This is a genomic window from Nonomuraea sp. NPDC049269 (genome assembly GCF_043197155.1).
GTDB lineage: Bacteria > Actinomycetota > Actinomycetes > Streptosporangiales > Streptosporangiaceae > Nonomuraea.
Genome location: NZ_JBICSO010000009.1, coordinates 506589 through 523016, shown reverse-complemented (window position 1 = coordinate 523016; position 16428 = coordinate 506589). Strand labels below are relative to the sequence as shown.

Sequence of the window (16428 nt, the reverse complement as noted above, 5' to 3'; positions counted from 1 at the left end):
GGGAGCGTGAGTCGTGGTCGTGGTCATTACCGGGTGGTTCCTACCGTCTCGATCATGACCAGAAGTCTTCTTCTCGTCTCGCTCGCGGCGGGGGCGCTCACGGTGCCCATACCGGCGTCCTCCGCCGCGACCGAGCTCGCGATCCGTGAGATCAACATACGACCGGCGAGCCCTGTGGTCGGGGCCGGGAACTCCGTCCGGCTGGTGATCGACGTGATCGCCAAGGGGGTGAAGGGGAGGGACGGGGTGACCATCCAGGTCGAGCCCGGGTCCACACCCGACGCCACAGGCTCTGTCACCAGCGGATCCCCCATCACCTCCAAGCCCTCCCCACCCGGCACCGGGGTGCTCGCACCCGGCCCCACAGGGTCCGCCGCCGCGGCTCGGTCGGCCGCAGCGGCTCCGGCCCCGGCTCCACGCGCCGCCGTCGGCGGGCACCGTGGCGCCCTGCGCGTCGCGGCCACCAGGCCCGGCGGCGCCTTGCGGGTGGCAGCCGGCGGCCCCGATGACGCCTCTCGCGCCCAGGGGCTTCCCGCCGCTCTCCTACAGCGCACCGGGCACGCCCGTCTGGCCGAATGGTCCGCCTGGGACGCACCACCGACCGCCCACGACGCGAGGCCAACCCAGGGCGTACGACTTTCCACCACCCCCGCTACTCAGGGCGCGAACGCGACCCCCGTCCAGGGCACGGACACGACGCCCGCCCAGGCCGCGAACACGACGCCCGCCCAGGGCACGGACACGACGCCCGCCCAGGGCACGGACACGATGCTGGCCCAGAGCGGGAACACGGCCCCTGCCCAGGGCGCGAAGACGGCGATCAACCCCGTCTCAGACGCCAAGACGGCCATCAACCCCGTCCCGGGCGGAGAGGTCGCCGTGGACCGTGCTGCCGGGGGCGTCAACACGGCTGCCGAGCCCGGCCGGGCCGGGTGGCCGTCATGGTTCGGGCCGGGTGCCTGGACGGCGGCCAGGGAGCCGCAGCCCCGCCCCGTCAACGTCGAACCCGCCCTGGCACTCATGCCGGTCTGGCGTACGACGCCGGGCGGGATGCGGATGAGAGACGACTGGCAGACCTGGCGGTTCCTCCCCGACAAGGCACTCAACCGCTTCTACCCCTCGGGAACGTGGACGATCACCGCCACCGCGACGGGCGACGACGGCACGAGCGTGACGCGGCATCAGACGTTCCAGCTCAAGCGCGAGACCAAGCTGTCGTCCGTACGAGCGGAAAAGGCGGGCGCTACCGATTCCGTACGACTGCACGGCTCCCTGACCAGGGTGGACCCGCGCGGATACGCGGAATATGCGCCGTTCGCGGACCAGCGGGTGGAGATCCTGTGGCGCGCGGAGGCCGACGACGAGTGGGAGCGGGTGGCGGTCACGACCACCGGCGAGACGGGCGACTTCGCCAAGACGGTGCAGGGACGCGCCGACGGCTTCTGGCGGGCCCGCTACCTGGGCACCGACCACTACGCCCCAAAGGTCTCCCGGATCCACGAGAGCTCCGAATAACCGGATAAAAGCATAAAAATCGTGCGATAAAGCCCGTCAGGCGAATTGTCGTTGCACGATTGTGATCGAGGATTTCGCAACTTTTCCTTTCTTTTGGGCGTCATTGGCGTTGACGTGCTCTGTCCTTGGGGCGCGTTCTCCTACGGGGAAGGAAGTTCATTCATGATGCGACGTCTCGCCGCCGGACTGGCGGCGGCTGCTCTGGGCGCCACGGTCGTGGCGACCGCCGCCACGCCGGCGCTGGCCGATCCCGGGTTCGACGGTGGTCACACCCGCCTGCAGTTCGACGCCAACCCCGAACCGGCCTGGCGCGGCAAGCCGCTCACGCTCGAAGGCAAGCTGTCGGTGGAGTGCGAAGAGGACTACATCAGCGGCTTCGTGTCCGTCCACAACGCCGACTACTGCAAGGAGTCGGAGTCGTGGCACCGCCTGGGCCGGAAGCGGGTCGCGATTCTCTTCCAGGCGGACGGCAGCGGCCGCTGGGAGTACGTGGAGTCGGTCAGGACCAGCGGTGACGGCTACTTCTCCACCCGCGTCCCCGCGTACACCTCGGGCACCTGGAAGGCCGTCTTCGAGGGGTCCAGGTATCTCGATGGCGCGCAGGCCACCGACTGGGTGAAGGTCGTCGGCGGCCGCCGCCACTGACCACGCACCCGGCTCGCGAATGCGCCCGGTCCCCAGGAGGGCGCCGGGCGTTTTCGTGTCTTTCACCGCCCCGGATCCGGAAGCGACGGATTCACGCTCCGGGGCGCGGCTCCTCCCGGTAGAGCACGAGGTGCTCGTGGTAGAGGACGCCGTCGCGGATGTCGCCCGTCGCGGTGAACCCGGTGTCGTCCACATAATCCAGGTGGGCGCCCGTCACCGTGTAGCGGCCGGTGTAGGCGCTGCGCCGATCACCGCGAGCTTCGTCGTAGCGGCCGTTCGCCAGCAGTTCCTGCCGGATGTAGCCGTCGGCCGTCACCCACATGCCGACCACGTTCACGTCGGCTGCCTCGCCGGACATCGCATCCCCCTCGTCGGTTGCCTGTTCCGGCGTCAGTCTCCCGCCCGCCCGTAGCCGGTGACAGGCTGCGCTCTTCCTGGGTGCGCGACACCCAGGAAGCCGATGGTCGAAGTACCGCTGATGGCCTGATGGAGGTGCGTCGAGCGATCGTGGTGATGATGATCGCGCGGGTCGGCTGGCTCCCGGACATCGCGCATCTCCTGGTCATCACCGACGGACCACGTGCTCGATCTTGAGGCCGAGGTCCTATGAGACGGTCCTCGTGAGGCGCCGTCCCTGAAGCGGGGATCCCGAGGCCGGGTGCTCGTGAGACCGCGCTCCTCGATCCCAGACCACAGGGCTCTCAGCCGAGGGTCGCGGCCATGGCGTAGAGTCCCGCGGGTGATCGAAGAGCCTTTGGCCGGAGGCGGGGTCAACTTGGTCGTCCGGGTCGGTGCCACCGTCCGGCGGCCGGTCGGTCCCTGGACGCCGGCCGTGCACCGCCTGCTGGAGCACCTCGCCGCGGCCGGGTTCGAAGGGGCGCCCCGCGCTCACGGGCTCGACGAGGCCGGTCGGGAGATCCTCGACTTCGTCCCGGGAGACGTGGCGCACTACCCGGTGCCCGCCTACGCCTGGAGCGACACCGCGCTGGAGGCGCTGGCCGTACTCATGCGGGCCTACCACGACGCCACCGCGGACTTCACAGAACAGGACGCCGAGTGGTACTTCCCGGCGCGCGAACCGGCCGAAGTCATCTGCCACGGTGACATCGCGCCCTACAACTGCGTCTACCGCGACGGCCTGCCGGTGGCGCTCATCGACTTCGACACCGCCCATCCCGGGCCGCGCCTGTGGGACGTCGCCTACGCCGCCTACCGGTTCGTCCCGCTGTCGGCCGTCGGCAACGGCGAGGCCGTACTGACGGTGAAAGAGCAGGCCAAGCGGCTGCGGCTGCTCGGCGACGCCTACGGCCTTTCCGACGACGAGCGGGCGGCGCTGCCCGAGGTGGCGGCGGAACGGCTGCGGGCGCTGGTCGACCACATGCGGCAGCAGGCCGCGGCCGGGAACGAGGCGTTCGCCGCCCACCTGGCCAATGGGCACGCCGACCTCTACCTGACGGACATCGAACACATCACCCGCCACGCCACCACGTTCCGGCACGCCTAGCCAGGAATCACCTGATCGCGAGCCGCGTTGTCGTCGGGTGACTTGTCGGTTTTGGGGCGGCCGGAAGACCGACATAGGCTGGCGTTCTAGCGATACAGGAGGTGACGCCATGTTGCGAGACTCGTTCGGACGGGTGGCGACGGATCTGCGGGTGTCCCTCACGGACAAGTGCAACCTGCGCTGCACCTACTGCATGCCACCCGAAGGGCTCGACTGGCTGCCCAACGCCCAGCTCCTCACGGCCGACGAGATCGTCAGGCTGGTCACGATCGGCGTCGAACAACTGGGTGTCACCGAGGTCCGCTACACCGGGGGCGAGCCGCTGTTGCGCCGCGAACTGCCCGACATCGTCGGCCGTACCGCCGCGCTCAGCCCCAAGCCGCAGGTGTCGCTGACGACCAACGGCATCGGGCTGGCCCGGCTGGCCGGGACGCTCGTCGAGGCGGGTCTCGACCGGGTGAACGTCTCGCTCGACACGCTCGACCGCGACACGTTCAAGCGGCTCGCGCACCGCGACAGGTTCGAGGACGTCATCGCCGGGCTGAGCGCCGCCCATGACGTGGGCCTGCGTCCCGTCAAGGTCAACACCGTACTGATGCGCGACGTCAACGACCACGAGGCCGTACCGCTGCTGCGCTACTGCCTTGATCGGGGCTACGAACTGCGCTTCATCGAGCAGATGCCGCTCGACGCCCAGCACGGCTGGAGCCGCGAGGGCATGGTGACCGCCGACGAGATCCTCGCGCTGCTGTCGGTCTCGTTCGACCTCACGCCCGACGACCTCGAGGAGCGCGGCAGCGCGCCCGCCGAGCGGTTCCTGGTCGACGGCGGGCCCGCGCGGGTGGGCGTGATCGGGTCGGTGACACGCCCGTTCTGCGGCGCGTGCGACCGCGTACGGCTGACCGCCGACGGGCAGATCCGCAACTGCCTGTTCGCCACGGAGGAGTCCGATCTGAAGACACCTCTGCGGGACGGCGCCTCCGACGAGGAGCTCGCCGCCCGCTGGGTCGCCGCTGTGTCGCGCAAGCGCGCCGGACATGGCATCGACGACCCGTCGTTCCTCCAGCCGTCCCGGCCGATGTCGGCGATCGGCGGCTGACCGCCTTTTATCGTGCGTCGTACGGAACGGCTTCACTTTTTCCGTACGACGTGCGGTAGGAGTCGCCGCCCGGCGAGAGTCGCGTGCCGAAACGGGGTGGCCGGTCGGCTCCCCGCCGGAGTGCGTACCGTGGGGGCGTGACGATCGGTGGAGAGTACGACGCGATCATTCTGGCCGGGGGACAGGCGCGTCGGCTGGGCGGCCTGGACAAGCCCGGTCTGAGCGTCGGGGCCCGGGCGATGATCGAGAGCGTCGTGCTGGCGGCGTCAGGGGCCCGCACGGTGATCGTGGTCGGCCCCGAACGCCCGCTCCCGGGGGCCCGCGAGAACCACGGGAAGGTGGGGCCTTCGCGCGAGGCCCGGCAAGAAGCGGAGCCCACGCGCGAGGGCTGGAAGGGGACGGCGCCCTGGTTGGAGGAGCGGCCGCGGATCGTCTTCGCGCGGGAGGACCCGCCTGGCAGTGGGCCGGTGCCGGCGCTACGGGCTGGGCTGCGCGAGGTCACGGCGCCACGGGTGGTGCTGCTCGCCGGAGATCTGCCGCACCTCAGAGCCGGGCACATCACAGAACTGCTCCACGCCTCGTCCCAGGCAGCAGCCGCCGGGCGGGGCGGCGGAGACGTGAGAGCCGATGTGAGCGGCGGCGACCTGAGCGGCGCGTACATCGGCGGCTATGTGAGCGCCGACCACGAGAGCGCTGGCGACGTGGGCGGTGGGGTCGTGGTGGTCGACGATGGCGGGCGGGAGCAGTGGTTGCTGAGCCTGTGGCCTGCCGAGACGCTGCGCCGGGCGCTGGACGGCTATACGGGGCGCTCCCTGAGAGGGTTGCTCGGACCGCTTGTCCACGCGCGCGTGGCGCTGCCCGGCCGGCCGTGGTTCGACTGCGACACAATGGACGATCTAGAGGAGGCTCGCATGAACGTGCTGAACGAATGGACCGCCCTGGCCTGCAAGGAGCTGGGCGTCGACCCCGCCCGCGTCGACCGGGACCTGATCCTGGAGCTGACCAAGGAGGTGGCGCACGGCGTCGCCAGGCCCGCCGCCCCGCTGACCGCCTATCTGCTGGGGCTCGCCGAGGGCGCCGGCACCGCGCCCGCCGACGCGGTCGCCCGGATTACCGAGCTCGCCAGGAACTGGGGTGAGGCCACGGCCGAGACGCTGACCGACAGTTGACACTCCAACGAACTGTTGATGTCAAGCCGTGCTCAAAGTTGCGGATTTCGTGCGAACAATGAGCGCCGCGGAGCGTAAACGATTTCGGGAAAGCGGCCCTACCCAAGAGGGTTCCAGGGCTGTTGGACTGATCGTCCGAGAGGGAGTTTCCCCAGGAAAGGGGCGACGCCGGGTGGTTACGGGGGCAAACCACCCGGCGTCGCTTCATCGGCGTTCCGACGGGGGCCCGGAACGCCGGCACCAGCACTCCGACGGGGGACCGGAGCGCTTGTCTAAAGCGTACACCTACAACCCATGGGATGCGTCAAGACTTAGTCACGACCCGATCTCGCGTCGATGCCTTGGTATCTCGCTTTGGTTAGCTTCCGGTGTGTGAAAGGTCGAGGGAGGGGCATCCCGACCCCTCTCATTGGCCCCGATTACCGCTATGTATGGCAAAAAAACTGCGGCGGCGATGAACAGCAGCCGGTACGGCCACGGCACCGGCACCACCACGGCCAGGATCAGGCACATCGTGCGGATGCCCATCTTGATGAGGTAGCTGATCTCCCGCCGATGGATGTCCGAGCTCAGCGACGGTTGCGCGTCGGTGACCTGGTGGACGTCCTGCTTCTTGCGCCACCCCTTCATGACTTCCACGGTAGACCCCGTAGGGGTCGCCTGCGACAGGGACCTGGGTCGGCGGCAGCGGTCATGCGATCATGGCCTTCGAGTAAGGAGGATGTGGAGATGACGGATCGTACGTACCGGGTGACCGAGATCGTCGGCACGTCGGGGGAGAGCGTCGACCAGGCCATCCGCAACGGGATCAGGCGCGCGTCGGAGACGCTGCGGCACCTGGACTGGTTCGAGGTGACGGAGGTTCGCGGGCACATCGACGCGGGCGAGGTCGCGCACTTCCAGGTCGGCATGAAGGTGGGCTTCCGCCTGGAAGACTCCTGACGGCCCGCGAATGGCTGCCCGCGGATGGCTTGTCAGTTTCCGAAGTCGAGTGCACAAAAGTGCGAAGTGGTCTGCACGCCCACTGGGCGTGCAGACCACTTCGGTGGTGATGTCCCGGCTTAGCGGTGGGTGATCCACAGAACAGCAGGCCGACGAGGCCGGCACCCGTAGCGTGGGCGGTACCGCCAGCGAGGGCGATACCGACGGTGCGGCGGAGACGGCGGATGCCGGCAGAGCCGCGTCGCGGCGAGGACGGGGCCCTGCGGGGCACCGGGATATCGGTGTTCGTCATGCCCGCATCAGATCCAACCCGTGGGTCTGCAAGTTGCGCTGGTAGTCCTACCGATTGTCGGTGTCAGCGGTGTAGCGGGCGGCGACCTCGGCGGCCTTGCGGGCCAGCGCCTGGCGGAGCTCGGCCGGGGCGAGGACTTCGGCGTCGGTGCCGAAGGCCAGCAGTGCCTCGGCTGCGGTCAGGGAGCGGAAGCGCAGTTCGACGTGCACCCGCTCCGGTTGGCCGTCGGTGTCAGGCGTGAGGTCGGTGGGAGGTGGACCGGCCAGGTCGGCTTCGTGGATGCGCAGGAATTTGGCGAGGATCTCTCGCCGCACGCTGACCGTGACGGGTAGCGGGGCGGGGATGTCGTCGATGTGGCGGCGCAGGTTGTCCCAGACGTCGGTCAGTTCGAGGCCGTGGCGGCGCTGGACGGATTCGTCGAGGATGCTCGCCGATAGGGCTCGCTCGGTGCGGAAGAGCGCGGGTTCGCCGCGGTGGTCGGCGACCAGGTACCAGATGCCTGCCTTGTTGACCAGGCCGTAGGGGTCAAGGGTGTAGGAGCGGACGCGGGTGTCGCGGCCGTGCCGGTAGCGCAGGCGCAGCCGCCGGTCGGTGAAGACCGCTTGCTGGAGCACGGCCAGGTCGACGGCGGAGCCGGTGGCGGGGTGTGCGGGTCCGCCGCGCCAGCGCACGGGGTCGATGAGGATGCGGCGGCTGGCCAGGTCGGCGTCGGGCCGGTGCGGGGCGGGCAGGGCGGCCATCAGCTTGCGCAGCGCGGAGCCGAGGGCCTGTCCCAGTCCCAGTTCGGTGTGAGCCTGGTCGGACAGTAGGACGAACAGGGCGCGGGCCTCGTCGGTAGTCAGGCCGGTGACGTTGGTGCGGTAGCCGGGCAGCAGGGCGATGCCGCCGTGGGGGCCGCGCACGGTGTAGACGGGCACGCCGGCCGCCGAGAGTGCCTCCACGTCGCGCATGACGGTGCGGACCGACACCTCCAGGCGCTCGGCCAGGTCGCTGGCGGGCAGCTGCCCGTGGGTCTGCAGCAGCAGCATGATCGACAGCAGCCGCTCTGATCTCATGACTCCAAATTTACCGAGGTATATGACACTACCTGACATATACCTCGGTAAAGCTGCAGAGCAGACGAGCCACCCACAGGGGGCGGCTCCGAGCGTCCCTGGCCTTGCCAGGGATAAAGCACCACGAAAGGAACTGTGCTGTGACCGCAACCAGCGCGCTCGCCCAGAAGATCGCCGAGGACTTCGTCCGCGCGTGGACCAGCAAGGACGTCGAGAAGGCGCTGAGCTTCCTCGCCGACGGCGTCGTGTGCGAGGCCCCGAACGGCAGGTTCGAGGGAATAGAGGGCTACCGCGGGTTCCTCGAGCCGTTCGCGAGCTCGATCATCAGTGCCACCGTCATCGACGTTCTGGGCAATGACACCCACGCGGCGACCGTGTACACCACCGACACGCCCTTCCTGAAGGACTTCCGCGGCATCGACTACATCACCGTCGAGAACGGCAAGATCACGCGCGTGGTCAGCGTTTTCGACCTGCTCCCGATGGCTCAGGCCGGGGGCGACATCCAGCACTGACCCGGCCGGACGCAGGCGGGCCCGTATACGCGAAGAGCAGCACCCTCCGTCATGGCTGCCGGCCCCATGCGCAGGTGGCCATCCGTCATCGCGCCTCACTCACTCATGCGCCCGACGTGGCTGCCTGCGTTTCGCCGCTATCACCTCGCAACGTCTCAGAAGGAAACCGACTTCACCATGATCACCATCACCGCGGCCACCGGCCAACTCGGCCGTCTCGTCATCGCAGAACTGCTGGAGAGCGGCGTGCCCGCCAGCGAGATCGTCGCCGCTGTGCGCAACCCCCAGAAGGCGGCCGACCTGGCCGAGCGCGGCGTGCAGGTCCGCCACGCCGACTACGACCAACCGGAAACGCTCGAGCCCGCCTTCGCCGGCACCGGCAAACTCCTGCTGATTCCCTCCGCCATCTACGGCCAGCGCTTCCCCCAGATGAAGACCGCGGTGCAGGCCGCCGTCGCCGCGCACGTCCCACTGGTCGCCTACGCCAGCTTCGTCAACGCCGCCACCAGCACCCTGCGGCTGGCTGATGAGCACAAGCAGGCCGAAGCCTGTATCCGCGAGTCCGGTCTGCCCTTCGTCTTCCTGCGCAACGGCGCCTACACCGAGCTGTACTGCGGAGAACTCGGAGACCTCGCCCCGGCGCTGGAGTCGGGCAGGATGATCGGTTCGGGCGGGAACGGCAAGATCTCCGGGGCCGCCCGGCCCGACCTCGCGGCGGCCGCGGCGGCCGTCCTGACCGGCGACGGCCCGGTGAACACGGCCTACGAACTCGGAGGGGAGGCGTTCACCCTGGTGGATGTGGCCGCCGAATTCGCCGCGCAGTCCGGCAAGCCGCTCGTCTATCAGGACCTGCCGGTCGAGGAATACGCGAAGACGCTCGTCGGCTGGGGTGTGCCCGAGCCGTTCGCCGACCTGCTGGCCGACACCAGCTTCGCCATCAGCCGCGGTGACTGGCACACCGGCAGCACCGACCTGCAGCAGCTCATCGGCCGGCCCGCCACGCCCCTCGCGAACGTCGTCACCGCCGCGCTCAAAGCCCTCTAAGGCGCGGCCGCGCCGAGGCAAATCCTCTGCGCCCACGGCATGGGGCCCATCGCTTCAGTACCCGACTGTGCGAGCGGCGTCTCCAGGGGCTGCCTCGCGACCCCTGGAGATCACGCCGTGCAGCGGCACCTCGCGCAACACGGCGGCCCACGTCACTCTGCCCGACACCCCTGCGACCCGATCACCTTCAGGAGCACCTTCACATGCGCAGGATCCAATACCACCACTACGGCGGCCCGGAGACCATGCGGCTCGAGGAATTCGAACTGCCGTCGCCCCAGGCCGGCGAGGTCGCTGTGACCGTCAAAGCGGCCTCGGTGAACCCGATCGACTGGAAGCTGCGCCAAGGCCAGCTGAAGATGCTGACCGGCCGGTCCTTCCCTCGCGGGATGGGCTCGGACTTCGCCGGCGTGGTCCGCGCGATCGGCCCAGGCGTCACGCAGTTCAAGCCGGGCGATGAGGTCTTCGGCATCGCGCGCCTGAAGGAGAGCGGCGCCTACGCCGAAGCGGTCGTCACCCGCGAGTCCTACCTCGCGCTCAAGCCGGCCGAGCTGCTGTTCGAGCAGGCGGCCGCTCTGGCGACCGTGGCCGTCATGGCCTGGGACGGGTTGGTCGAACGCGCCCGGCTCCTTCGCGGCCAGCGCGTCTTCGTCAACGGCTGCACCGGCGGCGTCGGCGAGGCCGCCGTCCAGGTCGCCCGCATGCTCGGCGCCGACATCGCCGGCAGTTGCAGCGCCGCCTCGGCATCCCGGGCCCGCGAGCTCGGGGTGACCACGGTCTACGACTACGCCACCTTCGACCTGTCCGAGCTGCGGGGCATCTTCGATGTCGTGTACGACACCTCCGGCACCCTGCCGGTCAAGACCGCGATGCGCATGCTGAACACCGCCGGCGTCTTCCTCGACATCAACGCCACACCCGCCAAGTTCCTGCATGCGGCGTTCAACCGCCGCCACAAGATCTTCAACTGCTCCCCCACCACGCCGATCCTCACCGAGGTCGCGCGCGCGGCCGTCGACGGGAGCCTGTGCATGCTGATCGGCGAGACGGTCACCCTCGACTCCGCCATCGATCTGATCACCGACCTGGAGAAAGGACGCAAGATCGGCGGCAAGGGACTCATCCTCATGGGCGCAAACCGGTGAGTCGAGGCGGCGACCGCTATCGCCGCCTCGACCGGCGGTCCGGCTTCCGCGCAGGGCGGTGCGAGGCGCCGGGCAGCCCGCCTGCAGCAGCACCGTGGGCCTGCCTCGGCCAGGCGCCGCTGAACCTGAGTCGGCCCGCTGCCGTTTGAGGGGCAACGATTCTCGTGGCAAGGAGGTTTTCATGATCGGATACCGGCAGATGATCGGAGCGTGCGTGATCGTACTGGTGACCAGCGCCTGCGCGGTGACCGCGGCGGACGCCACCCCGGCGGACTCCGGGACGACGCGGCACTCCGTCCACGGCACCCCCGCACCGACAGGTGATCCGGTGCACGGAAGACCCGCGCCGATGGGCACGCTCGAGGGAAAGCTCGTCGTGATGGGCGGTCCCGCCCCCGGCAGCGCACGGCCCGCCGACGGATTGGTCTCCATCCTCAGCGGAGGCGACCCGGTGACCGTCGTGGAGGTGTCCGGCGGCACCTTCACTCAGCAGTTGCCGCCGGGCCGCTACACCCTGACCGCCGAGCACGGCGGTGCCCCCTGCACCCCAGCGGATGTCACCATCACCGAAGGTGGCACCGCCACCGCTGAGGTGATCTGCCATGTTCCTTGAGCTGGCCGGTCAAGGGTTCCGCGGCCGAGACCCGCTCCAAGAAATTACCTCGGTATATGACACAGGATGACATATACCGAGGAGAGATTGCAGGTAGACGGGTTGCCCAGCCGCGGGTGGCCCAGAGCGTCCCAGGCTGCAGGGATTGACGGCGTCCAGGTCTGAGCGGCCCGCTGCCGGGATGAAAGCAACGAAAGGATCTTGGTGTGACCGCAACCAACGGCGCCGCGCTTCAGGTCGCTCTGGACTGGTTCCACGCCCGAATCGGCCACGACATCGACAAGACCATGAGCTGCGTCGCCGACGACATTGTCTGCGACGCCCCGGGGGCCCACGTCGAGGGCAGCGAAGGGTTCCGCGCCTTCGAAGAGAGCTTCCTCCCCATGATCACCGGCGCCACGCTACTGGCGGCGTTCGGTGATGAGGAGACCGCCTTGCTGATGTACGACCTCGCCACCATCCCCGTGCCCAGCAACATCACCACCGTGCGCGCCACCATCACTGACGGCAAGATCGCCACGCTGCGGATCGTGTACGACCAGACCCCGTTCGCAGCGCTCCAGGGCGGGCCGCAGGCGCAGTGACGGTGACTCCAAGCATCCGCGGATGGGCCCCAGGGGCGGGGGAGAGATCGGCCAGGCCCACACGGCCGCTCTCCCGCCCGTCGCGCGGGCCGTCCGTATCAGCCCGCATGGTCGCGACTGGGCCGCCGGGCCTAACGCCGCCGCATCGGGGAGACGAGACAGCATGACAGAGCAGGCTCTGCACGTCCGGGACGGGAAGATTTACTTCCCCGAACCGCTGGCACCGGCGATCATCGTCCGGCGGCCCAACCGCTTCATCATCGACGTCGACATCGCCGGGGAAGTCGTCGGCTGCCACTGCCCGACCACCGGCCGCATCGGCAATCTCGTCCTGGACGGCCTGCCCTGCCTGCTGTCACGCAGCCACAGCAGTTCCCGCAAGACGCCCTACACGGTCGAGGGAATCTCCGTCGACGCACCCGAGAACCCCGACCCCGCATGGATCGGGATCAACCAGAACGCGGCCAACCGCTACGTCGAACAGGCACTGCACAGCCGGCTCCTGCCCGGCATCGTCACCGCCGACACCGTCCGCCGCGAACAGGCCCTGGGACAGTCGCGGCTGGACTTCCTCGTCAACGATGACACCTACATCGAGGTTAAGACCCCGCTGGACAACCTCCAGGTCACCCTCGACGATCACGTCCGGACCCGGCCGCACATCCCACTCGATGCGACCGACCGACTGGTCCGGCACATCGGCGAACTGGGCCGCAGCCTCGCCGCACACGAACGCGCGATCATGCTGGTCTGCTTCCTCTACGACAATCCCGGCTTCCAGGTCCTCAAAAGCAGTCGGCACGACTGGGTCAAAGCCCACGTCGCCGAGGCCGTGCGCCAGGGAGTGGAGATCTGGCAGGTCAACTTCCAGCTGGACACGACCGGCGCTTGCGTCCTTGGCCACCACGAACTCACCCACCAGTTTCTTCACTAAGCCAAGCCCGGCCGAGCCGGACCCCGGGACGGCTCCGGCGTGCCTGTCTTGCTGTTTCATAGGCAACCGCCTATGAAACACCGCCTCCGGCGAGACACGTCCAGGGCAAACGCTGTTTCATGGGTCGGTGCAAACAGGGAGCGCTGTGAAACACTCCTATGAAACACTTCCGGGGTGCGCGACGACGACTACCTCCGTGTGGAGGCCCACGCCTGCCCGATGACCTCCTGCGCCGCCCCGGCCGGCTCGCCCTGCCGGACGGGCAAGGGCAAGGTTGCCGTCCAGTACCACACCGCCCGCTTCCGGCTCGTGCCCGCGCTCGCCAAGGCGCTCACCGTGGCCACCCCGGCCGTCCGCAAGCCAGGCACGGCCTGGATCGAGCTGCCCCGCCCGGCCACGGCGGGCGCCGAACCGGCCGGGTACGTACGCATCGGCTACGCCCGCGCCTCCACCGTCCGCCAGTCCGTCGACACCCAGTTCGACGCGCTCCAGGCCGCCGGCGTCACCCGCGTCTTCTCCGAGAAGATCTCCACCCGCGCCACCACCCGCCCCGGACTCGACAAGGCCGTCGCCCTGGCCCGCGAGCTGCGATCGGCGGGTGTCGCGGTTACGCTCGTGGTGCACGAGCACAAGCGGCTCGGCCGCGGCCTCGACCTGGCCGCCCTGGCCGAGCAGCTGCGCGCCGCCGGCATCGGCCTGGAGTTCCTCACCGGCGAGCTGCAAGGCAGCCACGACCCGTCCGGCGTCGTGTTCACCGTGCTCGCCGCCCTGTCCGGTATGGAACGCGAATACATCCGCGACCGCACCCTGGAAGGCCACGAATCCGCCCGCAGCCGCGGCAAGACCATCGGCGGCGCCACCGTCACCGACGACGCCATGCTCGCCATGGCCCTGCACCTGCGCGCGCAGAATCTCAGCTTGCGCGACATCGCCGCCCGGCTCGTCATCACCACGGGCAAGAAGAAGGGGCGGCATCCGTCCCCGGCCACCGTGCTGCGGATGCTGCGCGAACACGACGACAACACGGCAGCGGCGCCTGCCACGGCCTGACCCACCTCACCGCGGCCTTTGCCGCCCGTCGGGAACCGGCTGTAGCGCCGAGCCGTGATGCCTTCGAAGGTGAGCCGGTCCAGCGCGGCGACGGCGGCCGGGACCGGGCGAGGGGGCATCGGCTCGCCGTAGCGGCAGGCCCGGCGCACCTCATGAAAGTTCTCCAGGCGGCAGCCGTGTTCCGCGCAGCTGGCCATGAGCGGGAGCGCGGCGAGCAGAACGACGCCGCGCCCCGGGTCGGCTGAGCACGTAGGGCAGATGCGCCGGGCCGTCCGCCATGGGCGGCCGCTCACCGGCAGCCAGGGCAGCCAGCGGTTGATCACGTGGTATCCGGCCTGGCCCAGTGGCAGCAGCACCGAGTCCTGCCGGACATAGGCGGCGAAGGCCTTCGGGCCGTCGGCGGGATTCAGGGTGGCGGCCAGCCACGGCACGCGCCCGGTGATCGTCATCGGGCGCAGCCGGCCTACCGCGATGCCAGTCCGCGTGGCGAGCGCGTGTAAGACGGTAGCGGGCACCTGGTAGTCCAGGTCTGCGTCGCGTAGGCGTACGACGTCGAACTGCGCCGACGCCGGGCCGAGATTATGGGTCAGCAGCTGTTCGACCGACAGGCGGTACAGCCCGGCGAGACAGCCGAGCCATGAGGTGAGCGCCTCACCGGGGCCGGGCTCGGGGTGAACGGGCCAGCGGCGCACACTATTCGGCACAGGCGCGGACCTCACACCAGCTCGCGTTCGAACTTGCGGCGCCGCTCGGTCGGGCCAGCGTAGCTCGCCATGAGCAGGGTGCGCTGGTTGATGGCCTCCTCGCCGGACTCGATCGCCGCGCGGCGGCGGCCTCGGTGAGCAGCGCGGCCAGTTCCCCGATGGTGCCCTCGCTGCGGGTCAGCAGGTAGTCGGTCATCTCCGGGGTGGCCAGGTGGGAGGGGCGGCGAAGCTGGCCAGCAGGGTGCTCGCCTCCCGGTCGGGTTGCCAGCGCGGCAGGACGAAGGGGGCGAAGCGGTTCTCCAGCTGGTCGTCGGAGCGGATCGCCAGGTAGGCGTCCCGGGTGCCGATGCCGACCAGCGGGATCTTCAGTTCGTTGCCGAGGAAGCGCAGGAGGTTGAGGAACTCGCGGCGCGCCTCGTCGCGCCCGGCCAGCAGGTTGTGCAGTTCGTCGATCACCAGCATGCGCGCGCTGGCCTGCCGCAGCAGCCGCACCGCGAGCTGCTCCGGTTCGGCCAGCCGCTGACGGGGGCGCAGCGGCGCGCCGAGCGCGGTCAGCAGCGCGGTGTAGAAGCGGGGCCACGTGCGGATCGGAGGGCATCTGCACCATCAGCACCGGGATCTCCTCCCGGTCCGGGTGCGAGGTCGGCGGGTGCAGGCGCCGGAACTTCTCCATGATCATCGACTTGCCGTTGTTGGTCGACCCGATCACCAGCAGGTTCGGTATCCGTTGCTTGGCCGGTCAGTTCAGCAAGGTGTGCAGCTGGTCCAGTGCCTGCGTGGCGCGGGTGTAGCCGATCCACCGATCCGCCCGGACCCGGGCCAGCCGTTCGGCGGCGGGCAGCCGGGCCACCGGCCGGGCGCTTTCATGCAGGTTCGGCAGGTCTTCTGCCGGCCCAGGCTCCAGCTCGATCTCCGGCCCGGTCTTCGGTTCGCTGCTCACCACTGCTCGATCACCTCGAACGGCCGCACCAGCGTTGCCCGGCGGGTCTTGGCCGCCGCGTTCTCGGTGATCTGCCGCATCTGCTCGACCATGGCGAACAGGGCGTTCTCATCGACCTGGGCGCGGCCGTCCTGGCGCAGCCGGGCGATCGCGGCGCGCTGTTCCCACACGCTGATCGGCGGGCGCGACAGCATCCGGTACGGCACCGGCAGGTAGGCGTGCCCGTCGGGGTCCAGCACCCAGACCCGGGAGAGGTCGCGCGGGTCGCGGCGCAGCACGAACTTCTCCAACCCGTCGCGGCGGGCGATCCAGGGCTTGAGCACGTTGCTGTAGTACTGCACGTGGTCGATGGTGAAGCCGGTCCGCCTCAGCGTCCGGCGGATCACCGGCAGGAAGTCGACCAGGAACGCCGTCTGACTATGGGCAGACCGGCTGTTCGCAGTCCTCTGCACAGATTCCGAACCCCCAGGACAGCCGTGCACCCGACTTCGAAAAGTGACATGGCTGCACGCGCGAATGACGGCCCGTGGATGACGGCACCGCGAAGCGGGGGGGGGGGGGGGGGGGGGGGGGGGGGGGGGGGGGGCGGGGGGGGGGGGGGGGGGGGGGGGGGGGGCGGGGGGGGGGGGGGGCGGGGGGGGCGCGGGCGCGGGGGGGGGGGGGGGGGGGGGCGGGGCC

General features: G+C 69.7%; 18 protein-coding genes and 2 pseudogenes. 14 read left to right on the top strand and 6 right to left on the bottom strand.

Going from position 1 to position 16428, the window contains the following annotated elements; translation table 11 throughout:
- The first annotated feature begins 54 nt into the window (after positions 1-54).
- Both ACGFNP_RS45660 and ACGFNP_RS45655 read left to right on the top strand, forming a co-directional pair.
- Positions 55-1515 (top strand): hypothetical protein, encoded by a 1461-nt coding sequence (locus tag ACGFNP_RS45660; RefSeq protein WP_393329259.1) that lies wholly within the window; start codon positions 55-57, stop codon positions 1513-1515.
- A 162-nt stretch (positions 1516-1677) separates the two neighbouring features.
- Positions 1678-2160 carry a hypothetical protein gene (locus ACGFNP_RS45655; protein ID WP_393329257.1) on the top strand — a complete coding sequence of 161 codons (483 nt, stop codon included), beginning with the start codon at positions 1678-1680 and terminating at the stop codon, positions 2158-2160.
- Between the two features lie 91 nt (positions 2161-2251).
- Here ACGFNP_RS45655 and ACGFNP_RS45650 read toward each other — a convergent pair whose 3' ends face one another.
- On the bottom strand, positions 2252-2518 hold the full coding sequence (locus ACGFNP_RS45650; RefSeq protein ID WP_358324571.1) for an Atu4866 domain-containing protein: 267 nt from the start codon (positions 2516-2518) through the stop codon (positions 2252-2254).
- A gap of 80 nt (positions 2519-2598) precedes the next feature.
- Here ACGFNP_RS45650 and ACGFNP_RS45645 point away from each other — a divergent pair, with 80 nt between their 5' ends.
- The 4 genes from ACGFNP_RS45645 to ACGFNP_RS45630 all read left to right on the top strand — a co-directional run bounded on the left by ACGFNP_RS45645 (position 2599) and on the right by ACGFNP_RS45630 (position 5932).
- Positions 2599-2754, top strand: coding sequence for a hypothetical protein (locus tag ACGFNP_RS45645; protein WP_393329255.1), 156 nt, complete (start codon positions 2599-2601; stop codon positions 2752-2754).
- 145 nt (positions 2755-2899) lie between these two features.
- On the top strand, positions 2900-3664 hold the full coding sequence (locus ACGFNP_RS45640) for a phosphotransferase (RefSeq protein ID WP_393329253.1): 765 nt from the start codon (positions 2900-2902) through the stop codon (positions 3662-3664).
- A 109-nt stretch (positions 3665-3773) separates the two neighbouring features.
- Entirely contained in the window at positions 3774-4763 is a 990-nt protein-coding gene (gene moaA, locus ACGFNP_RS45635) for a GTP 3',8-cyclase MoaA (RefSeq protein ID WP_393329251.1), read from the top strand.
- Positions 4764-4900: 137 nt separating this feature from the next.
- Positions 4901-5932, top strand: coding sequence for a DUF6457 domain-containing protein (locus ACGFNP_RS45630; protein ID WP_393329249.1), 1032 nt, complete (start codon positions 4901-4903; stop codon positions 5930-5932).
- Between the two features lie 315 nt (positions 5933-6247).
- Here the strand turns inward: ACGFNP_RS45630 and ACGFNP_RS45625 are convergent, their stop codons facing one another.
- Positions 6248-6562 carry a DUF3099 domain-containing protein gene (locus ACGFNP_RS45625; RefSeq protein WP_358324893.1) on the bottom strand — a complete coding sequence of 105 codons (315 nt, stop codon included), beginning with the start codon at positions 6560-6562 and terminating at the stop codon, positions 6248-6250.
- 99 nt (positions 6563-6661) lie between these two features.
- Here ACGFNP_RS45625 and ACGFNP_RS45620 point away from each other — a divergent pair, with 99 nt between their 5' ends.
- Entirely contained in the window at positions 6662-6874 is a 213-nt protein-coding gene (locus ACGFNP_RS45620) for a dodecin (protein WP_189126916.1), read from the top strand.
- A 339-nt stretch (positions 6875-7213) separates the two neighbouring features.
- Here the strand turns inward: ACGFNP_RS45620 and ACGFNP_RS45615 are convergent, their stop codons facing one another.
- Positions 7214-8221, bottom strand: a complete 1008-nt coding sequence (locus ACGFNP_RS45615; protein WP_393329247.1) for a helix-turn-helix transcriptional regulator — start codon at positions 8219-8221, stop codon at positions 7214-7216.
- A 140-nt stretch (positions 8222-8361) separates the two neighbouring features.
- On the opposite strand from ACGFNP_RS45615, the gene ACGFNP_RS45610 reads away from it, so the two are divergent.
- From ACGFNP_RS45610 to ACGFNP_RS45580, 7 genes are all read left to right on the top strand, one after another.
- Positions 8362-8736 (top strand): nuclear transport factor 2 family protein, encoded by a 375-nt coding sequence (locus ACGFNP_RS45610; RefSeq protein ID WP_393329245.1) that lies wholly within the window; start codon positions 8362-8364, stop codon positions 8734-8736.
- 177 nt (positions 8737-8913) lie between these two features.
- A complete protein-coding gene (locus ACGFNP_RS45605; protein WP_393329243.1) occupies positions 8914-9780 on the top strand; it encodes an NmrA family NAD(P)-binding protein in 867 nt (288 codons plus the stop codon).
- 203 nt (positions 9781-9983) lie between these two features.
- Positions 9984-10925 (top strand): NAD(P)-dependent alcohol dehydrogenase, encoded by a 942-nt coding sequence (locus tag ACGFNP_RS45600; RefSeq protein ID WP_393329241.1) that lies wholly within the window; start codon positions 9984-9986, stop codon positions 10923-10925.
- A 181-nt stretch (positions 10926-11106) separates the two neighbouring features.
- Complete coding sequence (locus ACGFNP_RS45595; protein WP_393329239.1) at positions 11107-11538, top strand: hypothetical protein; 432 nt, start codon at positions 11107-11109, stop codon at positions 11536-11538.
- 206 nt (positions 11539-11744) lie between these two features.
- The gene (locus ACGFNP_RS45590; protein ID WP_393329237.1) at positions 11745-12122 is read left to right on the top strand and encodes a nuclear transport factor 2 family protein; all 378 of its coding nucleotides are present in this window, start codon (positions 11745-11747) and stop codon (positions 12120-12122) included.
- Positions 12123-12285: 163 nt separating this feature from the next.
- Positions 12286-13056 (top strand): DNA/RNA nuclease SfsA, encoded by a 771-nt coding sequence (locus tag ACGFNP_RS45585; RefSeq protein ID WP_393329235.1) that lies wholly within the window; start codon positions 12286-12288, stop codon positions 13054-13056.
- A 174-nt stretch (positions 13057-13230) separates the two neighbouring features.
- Positions 13231-14106: a recombinase family protein gene (locus tag ACGFNP_RS45580; protein WP_393329233.1), complete on the top strand. Its 876-nt coding sequence runs from the start codon at positions 13231-13233 to the stop codon at positions 14104-14106.
- A gap of 176 nt (positions 14107-14282) precedes the next feature.
- On the opposite strand, the pseudogene ACGFNP_RS45575 reads toward ACGFNP_RS45580, so the two are convergent.
- The 3 genes and pseudogenes from ACGFNP_RS45575 to ACGFNP_RS45565 all read right to left on the bottom strand — a co-directional run.
- Positions 14283-14798: pseudogene (locus tag ACGFNP_RS45575) on the bottom strand (TniQ family protein); the annotation flags it as partial.
- Between the two features lie 23 nt (positions 14799-14821).
- A pseudogene (locus ACGFNP_RS45570) lies at positions 14822-15714 on the bottom strand (TniB family NTP-binding protein).
- 32 nt (positions 15715-15746) lie between these two features.
- Positions 15747-16202: a Mu transposase C-terminal domain-containing protein gene (locus tag ACGFNP_RS45565; RefSeq protein ID WP_393329231.1), complete on the bottom strand. Its 456-nt coding sequence runs from the start codon at positions 16200-16202 to the stop codon at positions 15747-15749.
- Positions 16203-16428: the final 226 nt, after the last annotated feature.

What these genes read in the sequence shown, in the direction of transcription:
- ACGFNP_RS45650 (WP_358324571.1), bottom strand. Translation starts at nt 2,518, where the DNA reads ATGTCCGGCGAGGCAGCCGACGTGAACGTGGTCGGCATGTGGGTGACG.
- ACGFNP_RS45615 (WP_393329247.1), bottom strand. Translation starts at nt 8,221, where the DNA reads ATGAGATCAGAGCGGCTGCTGTCGATCATGCTGCTGCTGCAGACCCAC.
- moaA (WP_393329251.1), top strand. Translation starts at nt 3,774, where the DNA reads ATGTTGCGAGACTCGTTCGGACGGGTGGCGACGGATCTGCGGGTGTCC.
- ACGFNP_RS45655 (WP_393329257.1), top strand. Translation starts at nt 1,678, where the DNA reads ATGATGCGACGTCTCGCCGCCGGACTGGCGGCGGCTGCTCTGGGCGCC.
- ACGFNP_RS45585 (WP_393329235.1), top strand. Translation starts at nt 12,286, where the DNA reads ATGACAGAGCAGGCTCTGCACGTCCGGGACGGGAAGATTTACTTCCCC.
- ACGFNP_RS45660 (WP_393329259.1), top strand. Translation starts at nt 55, where the DNA reads ATGACCAGAAGTCTTCTTCTCGTCTCGCTCGCGGCGGGGGCGCTCACG.
- ACGFNP_RS45595 (WP_393329239.1), top strand. Translation starts at nt 11,107, where the DNA reads ATGATCGGATACCGGCAGATGATCGGAGCGTGCGTGATCGTACTGGTG.
- ACGFNP_RS45605 (WP_393329243.1), top strand. Translation starts at nt 8,914, where the DNA reads ATGATCACCATCACCGCGGCCACCGGCCAACTCGGCCGTCTCGTCATC.
- ACGFNP_RS45600 (WP_393329241.1), top strand. Translation starts at nt 9,984, where the DNA reads ATGCGCAGGATCCAATACCACCACTACGGCGGCCCGGAGACCATGCGG.
- ACGFNP_RS45620 (WP_189126916.1), top strand. Translation starts at nt 6,662, where the DNA reads ATGACGGATCGTACGTACCGGGTGACCGAGATCGTCGGCACGTCGGGG.
- ACGFNP_RS45625 (WP_358324893.1), bottom strand. Translation starts at nt 6,562, where the DNA reads ATGAAGGGGTGGCGCAAGAAGCAGGACGTCCACCAGGTCACCGACGCG.